Below are 21,414 nucleotides of genomic sequence, written 5' to 3'. Positions count from 1 at the left end.
CCTCTGAAAAGAGGGGTCGCTATGCCCGCAGAGTTTACCGCGTACTGGCGGAAAGTGTTAAGCCTTTGGCGGCTCGGTACGCGCAAAGCTTTCGCGCTGGAACAGCGTTTCCACCAGCTTAACCAGCTGCGGCCGGTCCACGCACCAGCCCGGTGACACGCGGCGGAAGTTGAGGTAGTCGATAGCGCAGGCAATGGCGATAGTCGCCAGGTTTACCTCATCGACTTTCAGCGTACCGTCGCGCAGGTAGCCTTCCAGCGCATCCAGTGCCCGGCTGATTTTCTCGCGCTGGCGCAGCAGTTCTTCCGGGGATTGCTGCGCGACCGGACGCGTCTGTTCGCGTACTGAAACCAGCGCCGCATCCATAATGCCGTCCGCCAGTGCCTCCAGTTGACGCACGCGCAGCGCCGCTTTTGGCTCGCGCGGGATCAGCGCCGGGGCGATGTCCAGCAGTTCAAGATACTGCGCCACGATGGGCGAGTCGTACCAGCATTCGCCGTCATCCGTCACCAGCGCCGGGACCTTACCCAGCGGGTTATAGTGCGCCACCCCGTTGGTCTGGTTATAGGGCAGTTCGTTAATAAATTCGAAAGTGATGCCCTTTTCCAGCAGGATCACCGAGATTTTGCGTACAAAGGGGCTGGTATAGCTGCCGATGAGTTTCATGATCGGGTCCTTTTTTTGCCAACAAAAAAACAAGTATACTCGTCATGCTTCAAGTTGCAGGTGCGTTGGCTTGACTCGCTCTCCCCAGTCACTTACTGGAGTAAGCTCCCGGGGATGAGCTGCGTCGCCGCCTTCCTGCAACTCGAATCATTTAGAGTATATGCGCGAAGACAGACGGATCATTCTGCCGTTTCGCGTTTGATCCGTTCTTTAATCAGCAACTCTTTAATAGAAAGCCCCGTCGAAGCGCTATCGCGCAGGTTATGCCGGGTGATCTCGGTACACAAAAATTCAATGATAAAAAGCTGGGAAATGCGTGTGGCAATGGAGTCGCCCTGCATCGGCCCGGCGCTGCCGCTTGTCAGAAGAAAGGTATCCGCCAGCTCGTTGAGAGGTGAATGCGGGCTGTGCGTAATCGCCAGTTTATACGCCCCTTTTTTTTGCGCCAGACGAAAGGCGTTAACCACTTCCGGCGTTTCACCGGAATGCGAAAACGCGACAACAAAATCATCAGCCTTCAGGTTTGCCAGCTTCAGCGTCATGGTGAAGCGATCGGTAAACGCCTCGGAATCAATGCCCAGACGGTTCATTTTGTCACGCGCTTCAAGCGCCGCCAGCCCGGATGCGCCAAAACCGACAAACATAACCCGCCGCGCTCTCAGAAAGCGCTCTACCACCGGATTGACGATTTTCAGATCCAGCAAACCGATGGTTTCTTTCAGCGTGGTTTCCATCGTCAGGGCGATTTTATTGGCGACGTCATTACGCGAGTCATCAAGAAAGATATCGGGCGAGGAAGGCAGCGCCCGCTCGTTTTCCGTTAACAGTTCCCGCTTTAAATCGGCACGCAGGTTTAGCAAACCGTCATAGCCGATTCGTTTACTGAACCGCACAATCGTCGCTTCGCTGACCCCTGTTTCCTGCGCCAGCTTTTTTATCGGTAGCTGTGCCATCCGTGCGGGCTGCTGCACTATAAATTCGGCAATTTTGCGATCCGTTTCGCTCAGGCTTCCCTGAATATTGGCGATGTACAGGCGGACGTTTTCTTTATTCACACTCATCACTCACTCTCCTGACCGACGTTTCCGGCGCGCCACCGCACAAGCAAAAAAGGTATTTTAATCTGCTCCTTGCTGGCTGTCTGCCCGGAAGCGAACGGTAAGCCGGTGCTGGCAGGTTTTCCCCGCCTCCAGCCAGCGAATACCGCGCTTGTGGGCAATCTGCCCGTCAAAATCCGGCGCGTCCGTTGTGCCGTACAGCGGCTCCACGCAAAGAAAGTCTTCGCCAGGCACGTTCCATAACGCCAGCCACGGCTGATCGTGGAGAAAAAAGAGGATTTGCGCCTCTCCATCAGGGGCGCAAACGGCAACCTGACCGTGTTGCGTCTGCGCGAAATAGACAGCCCCCGCCGTAAAGGTCTGCGCCGTTAGCGGAAAAGACGTGACCCCGGGCGCAGCGTTTTCGGTGTTCAGCGTGCGGTGATGCGTCCGGAAGGGACCGCGCACCCGTTCACCGGCAAAACGAACGTGCCACCCTGGCTGGCTGGCCACCGGTAAAGCAAAACCGGGATGCCAGCCGAGTGAATAGCCCAGCGCGTCCTCGCCGGGATTCGTGACCTGCCAGACAAGGGTTATCCCGTCATCCGTCAGTTGCCATTCAATGCGCAACCGCCAGGCAAACGGCCAGATCGCGCGGGTGCGGCGGTCGTCGGAGGCTTCGACCACCAGCCGCGTCGCGCTATGTTCAATGCAGGTAAAAGGATGATTGCGCAAAAAACCGTGGGCAGGGAGCGGATAAAAACGCTTCCCTTGCCACAGCCCCTGGTGAATAAGCTGCCCGACCACGGGAAAAAGCTGTGTCGCGACGTTATTCCATACTCCCGGCTGCGCCTGCCAGAGCCAGTGGTGCTGACGTTGTTTATCCCAGAGCTGCGTCAGTTCTGCGCCCGTCGCCTGCACCACCATCTGAAAACGTGCGTTTTCCAGACACCATTCCACCCGATCGCTCCTTATGCGGTACGCAGTAACAGCCGGGTCTGATAAACCATCGACCGGTGTTTGTCGCCGGTGAAGTGCGCATCGATGAGCGCGTAAATATCCGCCTCGTCAATGATTTCACCCTGCGCGCCAGGCGTTTTCGCCGCCACCCCGTTGCGCAGCAGAAATCTCAGCGCTTCGCGGATGCCCTCATGAGCACAGGCGTAACCGGCGACGTTTTCCTTCAGCCGCTGGCTAAACTGCCGCTCGTGTTCCTCGTCAAGCTTGTCGAGGGCAAAACGCGGATAAAGCTCCGGCGGTGCGTCGTGCTGCTGCATCAGCGGGATTAACGCCGCCGCGTAATGCAGCGACGTGTTAACGTCCTCCAGCGGTTGCTGTTGGCCGGGATCGGATTTCACATTAAATAGCTTGTCGCCAAAGCGCCACGGATCGAGATAGCGGAAAGACGCCGGGATCTGCATGACCTGCGCGCCCTGGGTGAAGTCAAAGCCGGGATGAATACGGATATCTTTTAATTCGCTGATTTTAAACGGGCTGTCGATGCGCGTCGGCATCAGCGTATATTCAAAAAGCGCGTCGTTGTTTTGCTCGCGCGGGCAGCGCATATAAACAAACTCGCCGTCGGTGATATTAATATGCCCGCCAAAATAGCCAAACAGCGCGTAGTCCCTGATGGCGTCATCACGCTCGATGGCGGGACGCAGCGATTTTCCGGTCATCGTCGGTGGAAGAGGAACGGCAAAATACTCCAGCAACGTTGCCGGGATATCAATAGTTTGCGCCAGCGCGCTGCGTCTTTCGCCCTGTGCGTGACTGCGCGGATCGCGAATAAAAAACGGCGTGTTCGCAATTTCGTTATACACGGGCATGATGTTTTTACCCCACCAGTCATGCTCGCCGAGTAAAAACCCGTGATCGGTGCACACGATAAACAGCGTGTCATCCCACAGATCCAGCGCTTTGAGCTTATCCATCACCTGACCGAGATAGTCATCACACAGGGTCATCAGCGCCTGGTAGAATTTGCGTGCTTTGCCGTCATCATTTCCGCCGGGAGCACCGCAGTAATAGGGAACCCAGCCGTCAAAGTCTTCCGGCTTACAGCCGTACTGTGCCAGATATTTTTCCGGCACGAAAAACGGCTCATGCGGATCGAAACACTCGATTTGCAGGAACCAGTTATCCTGGTCGCGGTTAGTTTCCAGGAACTCAATCCCGGCGCGAATGGTGCGATGGGTGAAATGCTCCTCCTGCGTGGGCATGGCCTGGCGGTTGATTAAATCCTGCGTCATACGTCCAAGACGACGACGCAGCGTTTCTTCATCTTCGTTACCCTGCCAGCGGATCGACGGCTTTTCCACCTGCCCTTTCCAGCAGTCGCCTTCCTGACCCCGGATAAATTCAAACGTGGAGTAGCGCGTGTGGTAAGTCGCTCCCCCATCGCGCCAGTAGTGTTTATGGTCCGTCACCATATGGGTGTGAACGCCCTGCTGACGCAGCGCCTGCATCGCGGAAAAATCAAACGGCTCAAGCGGCCCCCAGCTACGGTGCAAAAAATTGTAGCGCCCGGTATGTAATTCGCGGCGGGCAGGCATACAGGGCATACTGCCGACGTAAAAATTGTCGAACTGGGTGGATTCCCGCGCCAGCTGGCTGAAATTAGGGGTGATCGCCTCACCGCCGTAGGGGGCGAGGTGGTTGCGCGTCAGAGTATCAAACATCAACATTACTGCTTTCATAAAACCGCTCTCTTTATGAACCGATAAATTCTTCGACTTCGTTTCTAATCAGGGTGACGTGCGGACCGTACACAACTTGCACGCCCTGCCCGCGAATAAACGCCCCCCGGCTTCCCAGCGCCTTAAAATCGTCAATTTTTACCCGCTCTGGTGCACTGACGGTGATGCGCAGACGCGTCGCGCAGCAGTCCACATCGACAATGTTTTCGCGTCCGCCAAGCGCCGCGACAATGCCAGCCGCCCGGTCGGTTGCGGGTACGGTGGCCATCGGCGTTTCGTCGGCGGTGTTTTCGCGGCCAGGGGTATTGAGCTGACGCCACTGAATAAGAAAGCGGAAGGTAAAATAGTAAAGACAGAACATCACCATGCCTGACGGCAGCATCAGCATCCAGTGCGTTTTGGCGTTACCCTGCAAAACGCCGAAGAGCAGGAAATCAATCAGCCCGCCGGAGAAAGTCTGACCAACGGTGATCTCCAGAATATGCGTCAGCATGAATGCGACGCCGGTCAGGATGATATGCACGACGTACAGCAGCGGCGCGCAGAACATGAAGGCAAATTCCAGCGGCTCGGTAATGCCGGTTACGAATGACGTCAACGCGGCGGAGAGCATCAGGCTGGCAACTTTTTTCTTATTCTGCGGTTTGGCGCAGTGGTATATCGCCAGCGCCGCCCCCGGCAGGCCGAACATAAAATCGGCAAACCGGCCAGCCATAAAGCGTGATACGCCGATGTAATACTGCGTGGTTGTCGGGTCTGCGAGTTGCGCAAAAAAGATTTTTTGCGTGCCTTCCACCAGATGACCATTCACCACCGCTTCGCCGCCAACGCTGGTCATCCAGAAAGGAAGATAAAACAGGTGGTGCAGGCCAAGGGGGATCAGACACTTAAGGATCATGCCGTAAACGAGAGTGCCGACATACCCCGTTTTCTCCACCAGCCCGCCAAGATGCGTAATGCCTGCCTGAATCGGCGGCCAGAGCCAGAAGAGCGCCACGCCGAGAAAGATGGCGAAAAAGGAGGTCACGATGGGCACAAACCGCGATCCGCTGAAGAATGCCAGCAGGTTGGGCAATTCGGTTTTGCAATAACGCGCATGGAGCCAGGAGGTCAGCAGGCCGGACATAATGCCGCCCATGACGCCCGTTTGCAGGGTGGTGATCCCCAGTACGCTCGCCTGCCCCGCCGCCGCCAGATTTTCCGTCGCCAGGGTGCCTGATAGCAGCAGCGAAGCGCTAATCGCCTTATTCATCACCAGAAAACACAGTACCGCCGCCAGACCTGCGGTGCCTTTATCGCTGCGCGCCAGCCCGACCGCAATACCGACGGCAAAAAGCAGCGCGAGGTTATCAAACACCACGCTGCCACAGAGTTTCATCACGGTAAAAACCGCCTGCACGATGTCGTTGTCAAGAAAGGCGTAGGCAGAAAGGGTGACGGGATTGGTAAATACGCCGCCGAATCCCAACAGCAATCCTGCTGCGGGCAACATGGCGATGGGTAACATAAACGACTTGCCCAGATTCTGCGCGCCAGAAAATAGCCTGCTCATAAGCGGTCCCTTGTGCCGATGAAAGAAATTAAAGTTTCATTTTATGAAATATATTATGAAACTATTATTCCGATCATTTGTATAAAAAGCCAACGGGCACGAAGCCAATTAGTGAAGCAGATCACTTATTTTTTCTGTGTCATTTCTGTGCAATGAATTCTGGCGAAGGTAAGTAAGAAAATTACAGATTGAATTTTAATCAGATGCGCAATTTGCGGTTGATCACACTCGGAAAAATCCTGACAAAAATATCTTGTGATCTAACTCACAAATAAATAACAAAAGGGGCGATATAAAATGTGATTAACATCACATTAACGCCGGGATGGTGGCCTGTTTTAGCCCGTTGTTCTTTTTTTACGCCGGGTTTTTGTGATCGCAGTCACTATAAAAAGTGGTTAACCCCCTGCATTTAGGTGATCCAGATCACACTAAAGGGCGCTCTCTGGACAGTGCGGCGTTTAAGTGCCAGATTTCGCATCATCAACAGGGTACGGCTACCTCTGCCGCCATATTAACAAAAAAACTCGGGCTTCCAGCCTCGCGACAGTACACATAAGAAGGGGTGTTATATGTCATCCGATATCAAGATCAGAGTGCAAAGCTTTGGTCGTTTCCTCAGCAACATGGTGATGCCAAATATCGGCGCGTTTATCGCGTGGGGTATTATCACCGCGTTATTTATTCCAACAGGGTGGTTGCCTAACGAGACGCTGGCGAAACTGGTTGGCCCGATGATCACCTATCTGCTGCCGCTGCTTATCGGTTATACCGGTGGGCGTCTGGTTGGCGGCGATCGTGGCGGCGTGGTGGGTGCGATTACCACGATGGGCGTTATTGTCGGTGCGGATATGCCAATGTTCCTCGGCGCAATGATTGCAGGTCCGCTGGGCGGCTGGGCAATCAAACGTTTTGACATCTGGGTAGACGGTAAGATCAAATCCGGTTTTGAGATGCTGGTGAATAACTTCTCCGCTGGCATCATCGGGATGATCCTCGCGATTCTGGCGTTCCTCGGCATTGGCCCTGCGGTTGAAGTGCTGTCCAAAGTGCTGGCTGCGGGCGTTAACTTCATGGTTGTCCATGAAATGCTGCCGCTGGCCTCTATCTTTGTTGAACCGGCGAAAATCCTGTTCCTCAACAACGCCATCAACCACGGTATTTTCTCGCCGCTGGGTATTCAGCAGTCTCACGATCTCGGCAAGTCTATTTTCTTCCTGATCGAAGCGAACCCGGGTCCGGGTATGGGCGTGCTGCTGGCGTACATGTTCTTTGGTCGCGGTAGCGCTAAACAGTCTGCGGGCGGTGCGGCTATCATCCACTTCCTGGGCGGTATCCACGAAATCTACTTCCCGTATGTGCTGATGAATCCGCGTCTGCTGCTGGCGGTGATCCTCGGTGGTATGACCGGCGTGTTTACGCTGACTATGCTGAACGGCGGCCTGGTTTCTCCGGCTTCTCCGGGCTCCATCCTGGCAGTGCTGGCGATGACGCCGAAGGGCGCTTACTTTGCTAACATCGCGGCCATTCTTGCAGCGCTGATCGTTTCCTTCGTGATTTCTGCCATCCTGCTGAAAACCAGCAAAGTGAAAGAAGAAGACGATATCGAAGCGGCAACCCGTCGCGTGCAGGATATGAAAGCACAGTCTAAAGGCGCTACGCCGCTGACGGCTGGCGATGTGACTAACGACTTAAGCCACGTGCGTAAAATCATCGTTGCCTGCGACGCCGGTATGGGTTCCAGCGCAATGGGTGCAGGCGTGCTGCGTAAGAAAGTGCAGGACGCGGGTCTGAGCAATATTTCGGTTACCAACAGCGCAATTAACAGCCTGCCGCCGGATGTTGACCTGGTCATCACCCACCGCGATCTGACCGAGCGTGCCATGCGTCAGGTTCCGCAGGCGCAGCATATTTCGCTGACCAACTTCCTCGACAGCGGCCTGTATACCAGCCTGACCGAACGCCTGGTCGCGGCACAGCGCCATACTGACAACGCAGTGAAAGTGCGCTCCAGCCTGGAGGACAGTTTTGATCGCCCGGACGCTAACCTGTTCAAGCTGGGCGCGGAAAACATCTTCCTTGGCCGCACCGCTGCGACTAAAGAAGAGGCCATTCTGTTTGCCGGTGAGCAACTGGTCAAAGGTGGCTACGTTGAGCCGGAATACGTACAGGCCATGCTGGACCGTGAAAAACTGACCCCGACCTACCTGGGTGAGTCTATCGCCGTTCCGCACGGCACGGTTGAAGCCAAAGACCGGGTGCTGAAAACCGGTGTGGTATTCTGCCAGTATCCGCAGGGCGTTCGCTTCGGCGAAGATGAAGATGACATCGCCCGTCTGGTGATTGGCATCGCGGCCCGCAATAACGAGCACGTTCAGGTGATCACCAGCCTGACCAACGCGCTGGACGACGAATCGGTTATCGAACGTCTGACCCGTACCCAGAGCGTTGATGAAGTGCTGGCGCTGCTGGCAGGTCATAAGTAAGTTTGTCCGCGCCTCTGACGGGGCGCGGTTCTGGCTCTCTCCCGTTGGGAGAGGGTTAGGGTGAGGTAAGCGCCTCACCCCAGCCCTCTTGGGTAAAAACATTAAGAAAGGTTATTTCTATGAAAGCATTACATTTTGGCGCAGGTAATATCGGTCGTGGCTTCATTGGCAAACTGCTTGCCGATGCGGGGATCGCCCTCACGTTCGCCGATGTGAATCAGGTGGTTCTCGATGCCCTGAATGCCCGTCATAGCTATCAGGTTCACGTTGTAGGTGAAAACGAGCAGGTTGATACCGTGTCCGGCGTTAACGCCGTCAGCAGCATCGGTGACGAGGTGGTTGATCTGATTGCGCATGTCGATCTGGTCACTACCGCCGTTGGCCCGGTGGTGCTTGAGCGCATCGCCCCCGCTATTGCCAAAGGTCTGGCAAAACGTAAAGCGCAGGGAACAGAAACCCCGCTGAATATCATCGCCTGTGAAAATATGGTGCGCGGCACCACGCAGCTCAAAGGCCACGTTCTTGCGGCGCTGGCGGAAGAAGATAAAGCCTGGGTTGAGCAGCATGTCGGCTTCGTGGATTCTGCCGTTGACCGCATCGTGCCGCCGTCCGCCTCCGCGACCAACGATCCGCTGGAAGTGACCGTTGAGACCTTCAGCGAGTGGATTGTCGATAAAACCCAGTTTAAAGGCGATCTGCCGACCATTCTGGGCATGGAACTGACCGACAACCTGATGGCATTCGTGGAGCGTAAACTCTTTACTCTCAACACCGGGCACGCCATTACTGCCTATCTCGGTAAAATTGCCGGGCATCAGACCATCCGCGATGCGATCCTTGATGACAACATTCGTGCTGTCGTTCAGGGCGCGATGGAAGAAAGCGGCGCGGTGCTGATCAAGCGCTATGGTTTTGATGCGGAAAAACACGCTGCCTATATCCACAAAATTCTCGGTCGCTTCGAAAACCCGTACCTGAAAGATGACGTGGAGCGCGTGGGTCGTCAGCCGCTGCGAAAACTGAGCGCAGGGGATCGTTTGATCAAACCTTTGCTTGGCACGCTGGAGTATAATCTGCCGCGCACAAATCTGGTGAAAGGGATTGCCGCCGCGATGCATTACCGTAGCGAACAGGATCCGCAGGCACAGGAACTGGCAACGCTGATTGAGGAAAAAGGTCCGCAGGCGGCGCTGGCACAGATTTCTGGTCTGGATGCCCACAGCGACGTCGTTGCTGAAGCCGTTGCTGACTACAACGCCACCAAATGATGCTTAATCTGGCGCAGGTTGACCTGCGCCAAAATTTTGGCTTGTCAGATATGCAGGCAATTATGGAAGAAACCCAGGCCTTTGAAAACCGTGTGCTTGAGCGTCTGAATGCTGGCAAAACCGTAAGAAGCTTTCTGATTGCCGCCGTGGAACTTCTCACCGAAGCGGTCAATATTCTGGTTATGCAGGTGTTCCGCAAAGACGACTACGCGGTGAAATATGCGGTCGAGCCGCTGCTGGACGGTAATGGTCCGCTGGGCGATCTTTCCGTGCGTCTGAAGCTCATCTACGGGCTGGGCGTCATCAGCCGCCTCGAGTACGAAGACGCTGAGCTGCTTATGGCGCTGCGTGAAGAGCTAAATCATGACGGCAATGAATACACCTTCACCGACGACGAGATTTTAGGCCCCTTTGGCGAGCTGCACTGCGTCACCGCCCTGCCCCCGACGCCGCAGTTTGATGCCAGCGATGCTGACTTACTGGCAATGCAAAACCAGCGTTATCAGCAGGTTGTCCGCTCCACGATGGTGTTATCCCTGACCGAGCTGATCTCCCGCATCAGCTTAAAAAAAGCCTTTCAGAAGTAACCATCCGCGCATTGGTGTATCCTTAGCGCAATCATCCCGATTTTAGAGTTAATAAGTCATGAAAGAAGTCGAAAAGAACGAAATCAAACGCCTTAGCGATCGCCTGGATCTGATCCGCCACCAGCAGGCCGATTTGTCGCTGGTTGAAGCCGCAGATAAATACGCCGAGCTGGAAAAAGAAAAGGCAACGCTGGAAGCTGAAATCACCCGTCTGCGCGACGTTCATAGCCAGAAACTCAGCGCCGAAGCGCAAAAGCTCACGAAACTGCCGTTTCGCCGCGCTATCACCAAAAAAGAACAGGCCGATATGGGCAAGCTGAAGAAGAGCGTCCGTGGTCTGGTCGTCGTTCACCCCATGACCGCGCTGGGCCGCGAGATGGGGCTGAAAGAGGTGACGGGCTTCGCGAAAGGGGAGTTTTGAGATTAAGCACAGGCACAATGCAAAGGCATTGTGCTTCCTGATGGGCTGACGTTACCCGGCCCTTTTATTGGCCCTACCAATTCCCTACCAAACCCCTTATTGGTTCACAATTCCTTAATTTATACTCACACATCCGTTGCTTACCCATAACAATTAGTTAACCTTTCTCTGTCGTGACCCTAAAACCTCATATTGGCAGGACCACCTTTACACAGAATGTGACGCAGCAATGAGCAGAGACTCACTGCGCTGGCGTATCGGTGGGCCTCAGGAGACCTGCATGAACCTCTGGCAACAGAACTACGATCCGGCTGGCAACATTTGGCTGTCGAGCCTGATCGCATCGCTCCCGATCCTCTTTTTCTTCTTCGCGCTGATTAAGCTCAAGCTGAAAGGCTATATCGCCGCAACATATACGGTCATCATCGCGCTGCTGGTGGCGTTGTTGTTTTACAAAATGCCGGTGGCGAATGCGCTCTCCTCGGTGGTGTACGGCTTCTTTTACGGACTGTGGCCGATAGCCTGGATCATCATCGCAGCGGTGTTCGTCTATAAAATTTCGGTGAAGACCGGGCAGTTCGACATCATTCGTTCGTCGATTCTCTCCATCACCCCGGACCAGCGCCTGCAAATGCTGATCGTTGGCTTCTCCTTCGGCGCGTTTCTTGAAGGGGCGGCGGGCTTCGGCGCGCCGGTAGCGATTACCGCCGCGCTGCTGGTGGGTCTGGGCTTTAATCCGCTGTATGCGGCGGGGCTGTGCCTGATTGTAAATACCGCGCCGGTTGCGTTTGGGGCGATGGGTATCCCGATTCTGGTGGCCGGGCAGGTTACCGGGCTGGACAGCTTTGAAATCGGGCAGATGGTCGGTCGTCAACTGCCGTTCCTGACCATTATTGTGCTGTTCTGGATCATGGCGATTATGGACGGCTGGCGCGGTGTGAAAGAGACCTGGCCTGCGGTCATGGTGGCGGGCGGCTCGTTTGCCATCGCGCAGTATTTAAGTTCGAACTTTATCGGGCCGGAACTGCCGGACATTATCTCGTCGCTGGTGTCGCTCATCTGCCTGACGCTGTTCCTCAAACGCTGGCAGCCGGTGCGCATTTTCCGCTTCGGCGATATGGGCGCGGCACAGGTCGATCCTTTGATTGATCGCATCCGCTACACGCCAGGCCAGATACTGCGCGCGTGGTCGCCGTTCCTGTTCCTCACCGCAACGGTGACGCTGTGGAGTATTCCGCCGTTTAAGGCGCTGTTCGCACCGGGCGGCGCGATGTATGACTGGGTGATTAACATCCCGGTTCCGTTCCTCGATAAGCTGGTCGCGCGGATGCCGCCGGTGGTTCACGAAGCCACGGCGTATGCGGCAGTGTATAAGTTCGACTGGTTCTCCGCGACCGGTACGGCGATCCTGTTTGCGGCGATTTTGTCTATCCTTTGGTTAAAGATGAAGCCAGGCGCGGCGTTGCAGACCTTTGGCAGCACGCTAAAAGAGCTGGCGCTGCCGATTTACTCCATCGGCATGGTGCTGGCGTTCGCGTTTATTTCGAACTACTCCGGGCTGTCATCAACGCTGGCGCTGGCGCTGGCCCATACCGGTCATGCATTTACTTTCTTCTCGCCGTTCCTCGGCTGGCTGGGGGTCTTTTTGACCGGTTCGGATACGTCGTCAAACGCGCTGTTCGCCGCGCTTCAGGCGACCGCCGCGCAGCAGATTGGCGTGTCGGATGTCCTGCTGGTCGCCGCAAATACCACCGGGGGCGTGACCGGCAAGATGATCTCGCCGCAGTCTATCGCCATTGCCTGTGCTGCCGTCGGACTGGTCGGCAAAGAGTCTGACCTGTTCCGCTTTACCGTTAAACACAGCCTGATTTTCACCTGCATGGTGGGCGTGATCACCACGCTTCAGGCTTATGTATTAACCTGGATGATCCCATGATTGTGATGCCCAGACGCCTTGCGGACGAGGTTGCCGATCGTTTGCGGGCGCTGATTGAAGAACAACAGCTGGAGGCGGGAATGCGTTTGCCCGGCGAACGGCAGCTCGCTGTGCAGCTTGGCGTCTCGCGCAATTCGCTACGCGAAGCCATCGCCCGGCTTAACAGCGAAGGCGTGCTGTTAAGCCGTCGCGGCGGCGGCACCTTTGTGCGCTGGCAGCATGAACGCTGGTCGGAACACAATATCGTCCAGCCGCTGAAAACGCTGATGGCCGACGACCCGGACTACAGCTTCGATATCCTGGAAGCGCGCCACGCCATTGAAGCCAGCACCGCCTGGCACGCCGCCCTGCGCGCCACCGTTGCCGATAAAGAGAAAATTAAGCTCTGCTTCGAGGCGACGCTGGGCGATGACCCGGATCTGGCGTCGCAGGCGGACGTGCGTTTTCACCTCGCTATTGCCGAAGCCTCGCACAACGTCGTCCTGCTGCAAACCATGCGCGGCTTCTTCGATCTGTTGCAGTCCTCCGTCAAGCAGAGCCGCCAGCGGATGTATCTGGTGCCGCCGGTTTTTGCCTGTCTCACCGAACAGCATCAGGCGGTAATGGAGGCGATTTTCGCCGGTGACGCCGATGGCGCGCGTAAGGCAATGATGGCCCACCTTCAGTTCGTCCATACCACGATTAAACGTTTTGATGAAGATCAGGCCCGACAGGCGCGAATTACCCGTCTGCCCGGCGATCAGAATGATATTTCAAGGGAGAATAAATCATGATTATTTCCGCCGCCAGCGACTACCGCGCCGCCGCCCAGCGCATCCTGCCGCCGTTTTTGTTTCACTATATCGACGGCGGCGCTTATGCCGAATATACCCTGCGCCGTAACGTCGAAGATCTTTCGCAGATTGCGCTGCGCCAGCGCGTGCTGAAGAACATGTCCGATTTAAGCCTTGAAACCACGCTGTTTAATGAGCAGCTTTCGATGCCGGTGGCGCTGGCTCCGGTCGGGCTGTGCGGTATGTATGCCCGGCGCGGCGAGGTACAGGCAGCGGCAGCCGCCGACGCAAAAGGTATCCCGTTTACCCTTTCCACCGTTTCCGTATGCCCGATTGAGGAAGTTGCGCCGACCATTACGCGCCCGATGTGGTTCCAGCTTTACGTGCTGCGCGATCGCGGGTTTATGCGCAACGCTCTGGAGCGGGCGAAGGCCGCAGGCTGTTCAACGCTGGTCTTTACCGTCGATATGCCGACGCCCGGCGCGCGCTATCGCGATGCCCACTCCGGGATGAGCGGAGCAAATGCGGCGATGCGCCGCTACTGGCAGGCAGTGACGCATCCGCAGTGGGCGTGGGACGTAGGGGTAAATGGTCGCCCGCACGATTTGGGTAATATCTCCGCCTATCTCGGCAAACCGACCGGGCTTGAGGATTATATCGGCTGGCTGGCAAACAACTTCGATCCGTCGATCTCGTGGAAAGACCTGGAGTGGATCCGTGAGTTCTGGGACGGTCCGATGGTGATCAAAGGGATCCTCGACCCGGAAGATGCCCGCGATGCGGTGCGCTTTGGCGCAGACGGGATCGTGGTTTCTAACCACGGCGGCCGCCAGCTTGACGGTGTGCTATCCTCCGCCCGCGCCCTGCCCGCCATCGCCGACGCGGTGAAGGGCGACATCGCCATTCTCGCTGACAGCGGCATCCGTAACGGGCTGGACGTAGTCCGCATGATCGCCCTCGGTGCCGATACCGTTCTGCTGGGCCGCGCATACCTTTACGCGCTGGCTACCCATGGTCAGGCGGGCGTGGCTAATCTGCTGAATCTGATTGAGAAAGAGATGCGGGTGGCGATGACCCTGACCGGGGCGAAGTCCATTAAGGAGATCACCCAGGAGTCACTGGTACAAAATCAGGGGAAAGAAATCCCTTCCGCTCTCGCGCCGCTGACGCACGGGGATGCCGCGTGAGGGTTACGTAAATATCTGCTATTCTGCCCCCGCAATTTAAGGGGGCTGTATGCTGAACATCGTTTTATTCGAACCAGAAATCCCGCCAAACACGGGCAATATCATCCGTCTGTGCGCCAACACGGGCTTTCGCCTGCATATCATCGAACCCATGGGCTTTGCCTGGGATGATAAACGCCTGCGCCGCGCGGGGCTGGATTATCACGAATTCACCGCCGTGACGCGCCATCACGACTACGCCGCCTTTATGGAAGCGCAACAGCCCCGGCGATTGTTTGCCCTCACGACGAAAGGCACGCCCGCGCACAGCGCAGTGAGTTATCAGGACGGCGATTATCTGATGTTCGGCCCGGAAACGCGCGGCCTGCCTGCCACCATTCTCGATGCTCTGCCCGCTGAACAAAAAATCCGTATTCCGATGATGCCGGACAGCCGCAGCATGAATCTGTCAAACGCGGTGTCGGTGGTGGTGTATGAAGCGTGGCGGCAACTGGGGTATCCGGGGGCGATTGTCAAAAACTGACGAGGCCCGATAAGGCTGAAGCTATCGGGCAACCGCGTTTAAATCCCGTCCCCGTACTCAAACCCGTTATGCGAGCTGAAATGCTGATCCATATCCATGGCGGGTTTATCGGATTCAGGTTTACCCACAATGCGTGCCGGGACACCAGCGGCGGTGGTGTGCGGCGGAACGGGTTGCAGCACCACGGAGCCAGCGCCGATTTTCGCGCCGCGCCCGACTTCGATATTGCCGAGGATTTTCGCTCCTGCGCCAATCATCACCCCTTCACGGATTTTCGGGTGACGGTCGCCGCTGGTTTTGCCAGTACCGCCCAGCGTTACCGATTGCAGAATTGAGACGTCATTTTCAATCACCGCCGTTTCGCCAACCACAATGCCCGTAGCATGGTCGAGCATGATGCCGTGGCCGATGGTTGCCGCCGGGTGAATATCTACCTGAAAAGAAACGGATACCTGATTTTGCAGGAAAATTGCCAGCGCCTGACGTCCCTGATGCCACAACCAGTGGCCGATGCGGTAAGCCTGAAGCGCGTGAAAACCTTTCAGGTACAGCAGCGGCGTGGAATATTTGTCGACCGCCGGATCGCGGGTGCGCACCGCCTGAATGTCGCAGGCGGCAGAGGCGATCATTTCCGGGTCCGCCGCGTAAGCTTCTTCCACCACTTCACGGATCGCGATAGCGGGCATAATCGGCGAAGCCAGCTTATTCGCCAGCATATAGCTTAATGCGCTGCCCAGATTTTCATGCTTCAGTAACGTCGCGTGGTAAAAACTGGCCAGCATCGGCTCGCACTCGGCCAGCGCTCTTGCTTCGGCTTTAATATTGTTCCAGACGATATCCAGTTCTTCACACGGCATTGCTGACTCCAGACGAATTGAAACGATCGGCCAGTTCTGTGCTGGCCGTATCATTGAAATGTAGCGTTCTTGCGGCTATTTGCTGCTGCGCTCATCCTTGCGCGAACGGCCTAATAGCGTCAATGCTGCCTCGCGCGCATTTTTTCCGCAATACAATACCTGATAAATTTCCTCAGTTATTGGCATTTCAACCCCGAAGCGGTGCGCCAGCGCACGGACTTCTTTGGTATTGCGGTAGCCTTCAACCACCTGACCAATCTTGTCCTGCGCGCCCTGAACATCCATGCCCTGTCCGAGCATCATGCCAAAGCGACGGTTACGCGACTGGTTGTCGGTACAGGTCAGCACCAGATCGCCCAGGCCTGCCATCCCCATAAAGGTGGCGGGATCGGCACCCAGCGCCGTGCCCAGACGCGACATTTCAGTCAGGCCACGGGTGATTAACGCGGTACGGGCATTCGCACCAAAGCCGATGCCGTCCGACATGCCCGCGCCGATGGCGATGACGTTTTTCACCGCGCCGCCCAGCTGCACGCCGATAAAGTCCGGGTTGCTGTAGACGCGGAAGCTCTTCCCGCAATGCAAAAGCTGCTGGAGATCGTCAGAGAAGGTCGGATCGGTCGAGGCCAGCGCGATAGCTGTTGGCAGTCCTGCCGCCAGCTCTTTGGCGAAGGTCGGGCCGGAAATGACCGCCAGCGGGATGGTATCACCCAGCGCTTCGCGGGCCACGTCCTGCAACAGACGTCCGGTTTCTGCTTCAAGGCCTTTTGTTGCCCACACCAGCCGGGCATCGGCACGCATCAACGGCTTGATCTGGCGCAGCACTTCGCCAAAAACATGGCTCGGCACCACTACCAGAATATTACGGCTGGCGGCCAGCGCAGCGGCTAAATCGCTCTCAAGGTGCAGCGTATCCGGGAAAGGGACATCGGGAAGGAACGCAACGTTACAGCGATCGTGCTCTAACATCGCGATATGTTTCGGGTCATGGCCCCACAGAACAACGTGGTGGCCATTTCTTGCCAATGTTATGGCAAGAGCGGTGCCGTAAGAGCCGGCACCGATCACAGTCATTGAAGCGTTACTTTCGCTCATCAGGCATCCTGATGTTCTTCAGTACCTTCGCCAGCCTGCTGCTGTAAATAGTTCATAAACAGCGCATCAAAGTTAACCGGCGCGAGGTTCAGTTGCGGGAACGTACCGCGTGAAACCAGGCTGGTGATGCATTCGCGAGCATACGGGAACAGGATGTTCGGGCAGTATGCGCCGAGGCAATGCGCCATCTGAGTGCCTTCGATACCTTCGATGGAGAAAATACCGCCCTGCTGTACTTCACACAGGAACGCGGTTTCTTCGCCGAGGGTAGCGGTCACGGTAACACGCAGTACCACTTCGTACACGCCTTCAGCCAGTTGGCTTGAAGCCGTGTCCAGATCCAGTTTAACTTCTGGTTGCCACTCTTTCTGGAAAACAACGGGCGCGTTTGGCGCTTCGAAAGAGATGTCCTTGGTATAAATACGCTGAATCTGGAAAGCCATCTCAGTTTGATTTTGTTCTGACATGTATAAAACCCTTAGTGTTGTCCTTAAATACTTACTTCATCCTTCTGACTGCAACCATTAATGCCGCCTGAAGGGTTTTGCCTGTCGCTTAGCGCAGCAGCGGATCAAGTCCACCACGAGCGTCGAGCGCGTACAAGTCGTCACAGCCGCCAATGTGCTGTGCATCAATAAAAATCTGTGGGACGGTGGTGCGGCCGCTGCGTTGGATCATTTCGTCACGCTTGAGCGCGTCGCCGTCAATCGGCAGCTCTTCAAAAGTCACGCCTTTGCTGTTCAGCAGCGCTTTTGCGCGATGGCAAAACGGGCAGGTCGCTTTGGTGTAGATCTCGATATTGGCCATTAACGTCTCTCCAGATTATTTGCCGCGTACCAGCGGCAGGTTTTCACCACTCCAGCCAGCTACGCCTTCTTTCAGCACGAAGACTTTTTCGAAACCGGCTTTGATCAGAGCATTCGCCGGTTCCTGCGCCTGCATACCTGAGCCATCTACCACAATAATGGGTTTATCTTTGTGTTTATCAAGCTCACCCACGTTATTGGCTTTGATTTCAGCGGGCAGCAGATTCACAGAGCCTGCGATATGTCCTTTACGGAAATCATCACGCTGGCGCAGATCGACCACAACGGCATCTTCTTTATTAATAAGACGGGTCGCTTCACCGCGCGTAATAGTCTTCACTTTAGAAGTAAGACCTTTGAAAGTAGTGAACAGTACAGCCACCAGCAGCGCAACCCATGCGATACAAAGTATGGGGTGACGGCTAACAAATTGCATAATTTCTTGCATGGGGGTAACAGCTCCCGACGTAGTGATTAAAAAACCAGGACAGGAGTATACCTGTGCAGTGTGGCAAATACAGCCAGAGAGCGCGATGTTCTGCATTTTCTGCGGCGCGCTACGGAAAAATTTGCCTGATGTATGCAAATCTCCGCCCGGTGAAGGCGCTTTCTTTGATCTTCTGCGGCTATTTAATCGATTCAGTTGAAGTAATATTACGCAAATTTTCTGTCTTGTGAGCATGAGGTTATTGCAATGTCGATTTCTAAAAAACCGATGGTACTGGTGATTCTGGATGGCTACGGCTACCGCGAAGATAATCAGGATAACGCCATTTTCGCCGCAAAAACGCCGGTGATGGACGCTCTGTGGGCTACACGTCCGCATACGCTGATTGATGCGTCAGGTCTGGAAGTCGGCCTGCCGGACCGCCAGATGGGTAACTCCGAAGTGGGTCACGTCAACCTTGGCGCGGGCCGCATCGTTTATCAGGACCTGACCCGTCTTGATGTCGAAATCAAAGAGCGCACGTTCTTCGCTAACCCGGTGCTGACCGCGGCGGTAGACAAAGCCTCGGCAGCAGGCAAAGCCGTGCATATCATGGGCCTGCTTTCTGCGGGCGGTGTCCACAGCCATGAAGATCACATCCTGGCGATGGCAGAGCTGGCCGCCGAGCGCGGTGCCGAGAAAATCTATCTGCACGCATTCCTGGATGGTCGCGATACTCCGCCGCGCAGCGCCGAAAGCTCACTGCAAAAATTCGAAGAAAAATTTGCCGCGCTGGGCAAAGGCCGCGTGGCGTCCATCATTGGTCGTTACTACGCCATGGACCGCGACAACCGCTGGGATCGCGTGGAACAGGCTTACGATCTGCTGACCCAGGCGAAAGGCGAGTTCCTGGCCGATTCCGCCGTGGCCGGTTTGCAGGCCGCCTACGCCCGTGATGAAAACGACGAGTTCGTCAAAGCCACCGTTATCCGCGCCGAAGGCCAGCCGGATGCCGCCATGCAGGACGGCGACGCGCTGATTTTCATGAACTTCCGCGCCGACCGCGCCCGTGAAATTACCCGCGCTTTCGTTAACGCCGATTTCGACGGTTTTGCCCGCAAAAAAGTGGTCAACATCGATTTCATCATGCTGACCGAATACGCAGCGGATATCAAAACCGCCTGCGCTTATCCGCCGTCGTCGCTGGAAAACACCTTCGGCGAGTGGATGGCGAAGAACGACAAAACCCAGTTGCGCATCTCCGAAACGGAAAAATATGCCCACGTCACCTTCTTCTTTAATGGCGGTGTTGAAGAGCCGTTTGCCGGTGAAGAGCGTATTCTGATCAACTCCCCGAAAGTGGCGACCTACGATCTGCAACCGGAAATGAGCTCAGCCGAGCTGACCGAGAAACTGGTTGCGGCCATCGAAAGCGGCAAATACGACACCATCATCTGTAACTATCCGAACGGCGATATGGTCGGTCACACAGGCGTCTTTGAAGCCGCCGTTGCCGCCGTCGAAACGCTGGATAACTGCATCGCGCAGGTGACGAAAGCCGTTGAATCCGTTGGCGGGCAGTTGCTGATCACCGCTGACCACGGCAACGCCGAGCAGATGCGCGACCAGTCCACCGGTCAGGCGCATACCGCGCACACCAACCTGCCGGTTCCGCTGATTTATGTCGGCGATAAAACCCTGACGGCAGTAGAGGGCGGCAAGCTTTCCGACATCGCGCCGACCATGCTGACGCTGATGGGAATGGAAATCCCGCAACAGATGACTGGTAAGCCGCTGTTCATCGTGGAATAATCCCTCCCCATGAGGGGAAAGGCGATTTTTTCAATTACATGGACCGCGACGGCAGTCAGGTCCGTACTTTACGCCAGCGTGCTTAGCGCTGGCGTATTGTTGTGCGCCTTTTCCGCCCAGGCTGACGAACGCGATCAGCTGAAAAGTATTCAGGCCGATATCGCCGCCAAGCAGCGGGCGGTACAAAAGCAGCAACAGCAGCGTGCTGGCCTGCTCAACCTGCTTAAGCAGCAGGAAGAAGCCATCGCCGCCGCCGCCCGCAAACTGCGGGAAACCGAAAACAGCCTCGCCCAGCTCAATAAACAAATCGCCGAGATGAACGCCTCCATTGCCCGCCTTGAACAGCAGCGGGCCGCGCAGGAGCGGAATCTTGCCGCACAGCTTGATGCCTCCTTCCGTCAGGGGGAGCACTCCGGGCTACAGTTCGTGTTGAGTGGCGAAGAAGGCCAGCGCGGGCAGCGTTTACAGGCGTACTTTGGCTACCTCAACCAGGCGCGTCAGGAAACCATCGCGCAGTTAAAGCAGACTCGCCAGGAAGTCGATACCCAAAAAGCCGAGCTGGAAGAGAAGCAAAGCCAGCAGCAGACCCTGCTTTACGAGCAGCGGGCGCAGCAGGCGAAACTGGAGCAGGCGCGCAACGAGCGTAAAAAAACCCTCTCCGGGCTGGAGTCCTCCATTCAGCAGGGCCAGCAGCAGCTTAGCGAAATGCGCGCCAACGAATCACGCCTGCGCAACAGTATTGCCGCTGCGGCTGCGAAAGCTAAAGCGCGCGCCGAGCAGGAAGCGCGTGAAGCCGAAGCCGTGCGTAACCGGCAGAAAGAGGCCACGCGCAAAGGAACTACCTACAAACCGACCGAAAGCGAAACCTCGCTGATGTCCCGTACCGGCGGGCTGGGCGCGCCGCGCGGTCAGGCCTACTGGCCGGTTCGCGGCCCGACGCTGCATCGCTATGGCGAACAGCTCCAGGGTGAGCTACGGTGGAAAGGCATGGTTATCGGCGCATCTGAAGGCTCCGAAGTTAAAGCCATTGCCGATGGTCGCGTGATCCTCGCCGACTGGCTCCAGGGCTATGGCCTGGTCGTCGTCGTCGAGCACGGCAAGGGCGATATGAGTCTTTATGGCTATAATCAGAGCGCGCTGGTCAGCGTCGGAACACAGGTGCGGGCCGGTCAGGCGATTGCCCTTGTGGGCAACAGTGGGGGTCAGGGCAGACCGTCGCTCTATTTCGAAATTCGCCGCCAGGGTCAGGCGGTCAATCCACAACCGTGGTTGGGAAGATAAG

General features: G+C 56.2%; 20 protein-coding genes. 10 read left to right on the top strand and 10 right to left on the bottom strand.

Annotated elements, in window-relative coordinates:
- Positions 1-57: 57 nt before the first annotated feature.
- From RT197_RS13445 to RT197_RS13425, 5 genes are all read right to left on the bottom strand, one after another.
- A complete protein-coding gene (locus RT197_RS13445) occupies positions 58-666 on the bottom strand; it encodes a glutathione S-transferase (RefSeq protein ID WP_312951448.1) in 609 nt (202 codons plus the stop codon).
- 179 nt (positions 667-845) lie between these two features.
- On the bottom strand, positions 846-1,727 hold the full coding sequence (locus RT197_RS13440) for a MurR/RpiR family transcriptional regulator (RefSeq protein WP_312951447.1): 882 nt from the start codon (positions 1,725-1,727) through the stop codon (positions 846-848).
- Between the two features lie 57 nt (positions 1,728-1,784).
- Positions 1,785-2,663, bottom strand: coding sequence for an aldose 1-epimerase family protein (locus RT197_RS13435; RefSeq protein WP_312951445.1), 879 nt, complete (start codon positions 2,661-2,663; stop codon positions 1,785-1,787).
- Positions 2,664-2,674: 11 nt separating this feature from the next.
- On the bottom strand, positions 2,675-4,402 hold the full coding sequence (locus tag RT197_RS13430; protein ID WP_312951444.1) for a sulfatase: 1,728 nt from the start codon (positions 4,400-4,402) through the stop codon (positions 2,675-2,677).
- 13 nt (positions 4,403-4,415) lie between these two features.
- Positions 4,416-5,954, bottom strand: a complete 1,539-nt coding sequence (locus tag RT197_RS13425; RefSeq protein WP_312951443.1) for a PTS transporter subunit EIIC — start codon at positions 5,952-5,954, stop codon at positions 4,416-4,418.
- A gap of 572 nt (positions 5,955-6,526) precedes the next feature.
- Between RT197_RS13425 and RT197_RS13420 the strand changes: the two genes are divergently transcribed.
- From RT197_RS13420 to trmL, 8 genes are all read left to right on the top strand, one after another.
- Positions 6,527-8,440 (top strand): PTS mannitol transporter subunit IICBA, encoded by a 1,914-nt coding sequence (locus tag RT197_RS13420; RefSeq protein WP_312951442.1) that lies wholly within the window; start codon positions 6,527-6,529, stop codon positions 8,438-8,440.
- A gap of 119 nt (positions 8,441-8,559) precedes the next feature.
- Entirely contained in the window at positions 8,560-9,708 is a 1,149-nt protein-coding gene (mtlD, locus tag RT197_RS13415) for a mannitol-1-phosphate 5-dehydrogenase (protein ID WP_312951440.1), read from the top strand.
- Complete coding sequence (gene mtlR, locus RT197_RS13410; protein WP_312951439.1) at positions 9,705-10,295, top strand: mannitol operon repressor MtlR; 591 nt, start codon at positions 9,705-9,707, stop codon at positions 10,293-10,295. The genes mtlD and mtlR overlap by 4 nt, the downstream gene beginning before the upstream one ends.
- A gap of 58 nt (positions 10,296-10,353) precedes the next feature.
- Positions 10,354-10,716, top strand: a complete 363-nt coding sequence (locus RT197_RS13405) for a YibL family ribosome-associated protein (protein ID WP_312951437.1) — start codon at positions 10,354-10,356, stop codon at positions 10,714-10,716.
- A gap of 280 nt (positions 10,717-10,996) precedes the next feature.
- Complete coding sequence (lldP, locus tag RT197_RS13400; protein WP_312951435.1) at positions 10,997-12,652, top strand: L-lactate permease; 1,656 nt, start codon at positions 10,997-10,999, stop codon at positions 12,650-12,652.
- A complete protein-coding gene (gene lldR / locus RT197_RS13395) occupies positions 12,649-13,425 on the top strand; it encodes a transcriptional regulator LldR (RefSeq protein WP_312951434.1) in 777 nt (258 codons plus the stop codon). The genes lldP and lldR overlap by 4 nt, the downstream gene beginning before the upstream one ends.
- On the top strand, positions 13,422-14,612 hold the full coding sequence (lldD, locus tag RT197_RS13390) for an FMN-dependent L-lactate dehydrogenase LldD (RefSeq protein ID WP_312951432.1): 1,191 nt from the start codon (positions 13,422-13,424) through the stop codon (positions 14,610-14,612). The genes lldR and lldD overlap by 4 nt, the downstream gene beginning before the upstream one ends.
- 49 nt (positions 14,613-14,661) lie before the next feature.
- Complete coding sequence (gene trmL / locus RT197_RS13385; RefSeq protein WP_312951430.1) at positions 14,662-15,135, top strand: tRNA (uridine(34)/cytosine(34)/5-carboxymethylaminomethyluridine(34)-2'-O)-methyltransferase TrmL; 474 nt, start codon at positions 14,662-14,664, stop codon at positions 15,133-15,135.
- Positions 15,136-15,173: 38 nt separating this feature from the next.
- Here the strand turns inward: trmL and cysE are convergent, their stop codons facing one another.
- The 5 genes from cysE to RT197_RS13360 all read right to left on the bottom strand — a co-directional run bounded on the left by cysE (position 15,174) and on the right by RT197_RS13360 (position 18,341).
- The gene (gene cysE / locus RT197_RS13380; RefSeq protein WP_312951429.1) at positions 15,174-15,992 is read right to left on the bottom strand and encodes a serine O-acetyltransferase; all 819 of its coding nucleotides are present in this window, start codon (positions 15,990-15,992) and stop codon (positions 15,174-15,176) included.
- A 75-nt stretch (positions 15,993-16,067) separates the two neighbouring features.
- Positions 16,068-17,087, bottom strand: coding sequence for an NAD(P)H-dependent glycerol-3-phosphate dehydrogenase (gene gpsA / locus RT197_RS13375; RefSeq protein ID WP_312951427.1), 1,020 nt, complete (start codon positions 17,085-17,087; stop codon positions 16,068-16,070).
- On the bottom strand, positions 17,087-17,554 hold the full coding sequence (gene secB / locus RT197_RS13370) for a protein-export chaperone SecB (protein ID WP_312951426.1): 468 nt from the start codon (positions 17,552-17,554) through the stop codon (positions 17,087-17,089). The genes gpsA and secB overlap by 1 nt, the downstream gene beginning before the upstream one ends.
- A gap of 88 nt (positions 17,555-17,642) precedes the next feature.
- Positions 17,643-17,894 carry a glutaredoxin 3 gene (gene grxC / locus RT197_RS13365; protein ID WP_312951424.1) on the bottom strand — a complete coding sequence of 84 codons (252 nt, stop codon included), beginning with the start codon at positions 17,892-17,894 and terminating at the stop codon, positions 17,643-17,645.
- A gap of 15 nt (positions 17,895-17,909) precedes the next feature.
- Complete coding sequence (locus tag RT197_RS13360; protein ID WP_312951422.1) at positions 17,910-18,341, bottom strand: rhodanese-like domain-containing protein; 432 nt, start codon at positions 18,339-18,341, stop codon at positions 17,910-17,912.
- 246 nt (positions 18,342-18,587) lie between these two features.
- Between RT197_RS13360 and gpmM the strand changes: the two genes are divergently transcribed.
- Positions 18,588-20,132 carry a 2,3-bisphosphoglycerate-independent phosphoglycerate mutase gene (gene gpmM / locus RT197_RS13355; protein WP_312951421.1) on the top strand — a complete coding sequence of 515 codons (1,545 nt, stop codon included), beginning with the start codon at positions 18,588-18,590 and terminating at the stop codon, positions 20,130-20,132.
- Between the two features lie 9 nt (positions 20,133-20,141).
- Positions 20,142-21,413, top strand: coding sequence for a murein hydrolase activator EnvC (gene envC / locus RT197_RS13350; RefSeq protein WP_312951420.1), 1,272 nt, complete (start codon positions 20,142-20,144; stop codon positions 21,411-21,413).
- Position 21,414: the final 1 nt, after the last annotated feature.

Source organism: Superficieibacter sp. (assembly GCF_032071645.1).
GTDB lineage: Bacteria > Pseudomonadota > Gammaproteobacteria > Enterobacterales > Enterobacteriaceae > Superficieibacter.
This window is presented reverse-complemented; position numbering and strand designations above follow the sequence as displayed.

Excerpts from the sequence above, each read along its gene's own strand:
- RT197_RS13445 (WP_312951448.1), bottom strand. The coding sequence starts at position 666 with ATGAAACTCATCGGCAGCTATACCAGCCCCTTTGTACGCAAAATCTCG.
- RT197_RS13440 (WP_312951447.1), bottom strand. The coding sequence starts at position 1,727 with ATGAGTGTGAATAAAGAAAACGTCCGCCTGTACATCGCCAATATTCAG.
- RT197_RS13430 (WP_312951444.1), bottom strand. The coding sequence starts at position 4,402 with ATGAAAGCAGTAATGTTGATGTTTGATACTCTGACGCGCAACCACCTC.
- RT197_RS13425 (WP_312951443.1), bottom strand. The coding sequence starts at position 5,954 with ATGAGCAGGCTATTTTCTGGCGCGCAGAATCTGGGCAAGTCGTTTATG.
- RT197_RS13420 (WP_312951442.1), top strand. The coding sequence starts at position 6,527 with ATGTCATCCGATATCAAGATCAGAGTGCAAAGCTTTGGTCGTTTCCTC.
- mtlD (WP_312951440.1), top strand. The coding sequence starts at position 8,560 with ATGAAAGCATTACATTTTGGCGCAGGTAATATCGGTCGTGGCTTCATT.
- mtlR (WP_312951439.1), top strand. The coding sequence starts at position 9,705 with ATGATGCTTAATCTGGCGCAGGTTGACCTGCGCCAAAATTTTGGCTTG.
- RT197_RS13405 (WP_312951437.1), top strand. The coding sequence starts at position 10,354 with ATGAAAGAAGTCGAAAAGAACGAAATCAAACGCCTTAGCGATCGCCTG.
- lldP (WP_312951435.1), top strand. The coding sequence starts at position 10,997 with ATGAACCTCTGGCAACAGAACTACGATCCGGCTGGCAACATTTGGCTG.
- lldR (WP_312951434.1), top strand. The coding sequence starts at position 12,649 with ATGATTGTGATGCCCAGACGCCTTGCGGACGAGGTTGCCGATCGTTTG.
- lldD (WP_312951432.1), top strand. The coding sequence starts at position 13,422 with ATGATTATTTCCGCCGCCAGCGACTACCGCGCCGCCGCCCAGCGCATC.
- trmL (WP_312951430.1), top strand. The coding sequence starts at position 14,662 with ATGCTGAACATCGTTTTATTCGAACCAGAAATCCCGCCAAACACGGGC.
- cysE (WP_312951429.1), bottom strand. The coding sequence starts at position 15,992 with ATGCCGTGTGAAGAACTGGATATCGTCTGGAACAATATTAAAGCCGAA.
- gpsA (WP_312951427.1), bottom strand. The coding sequence starts at position 17,087 with ATGAGCGAAAGTAACGCTTCAATGACTGTGATCGGTGCCGGCTCTTAC.
- secB (WP_312951426.1), bottom strand. The coding sequence starts at position 17,554 with ATGTCAGAACAAAATCAAACTGAGATGGCTTTCCAGATTCAGCGTATT.
- grxC (WP_312951424.1), bottom strand. The coding sequence starts at position 17,894 with ATGGCCAATATCGAGATCTACACCAAAGCGACCTGCCCGTTTTGCCAT.
- RT197_RS13360 (WP_312951422.1), bottom strand. The coding sequence starts at position 18,341 with ATGCAAGAAATTATGCAATTTGTTAGCCGTCACCCCATACTTTGTATC.
- gpmM (WP_312951421.1), top strand. The coding sequence starts at position 18,588 with ATGTCGATTTCTAAAAAACCGATGGTACTGGTGATTCTGGATGGCTAC.
- envC (WP_312951420.1), top strand. The coding sequence starts at position 20,142 with ATGAGGGGAAAGGCGATTTTTTCAATTACATGGACCGCGACGGCAGTC.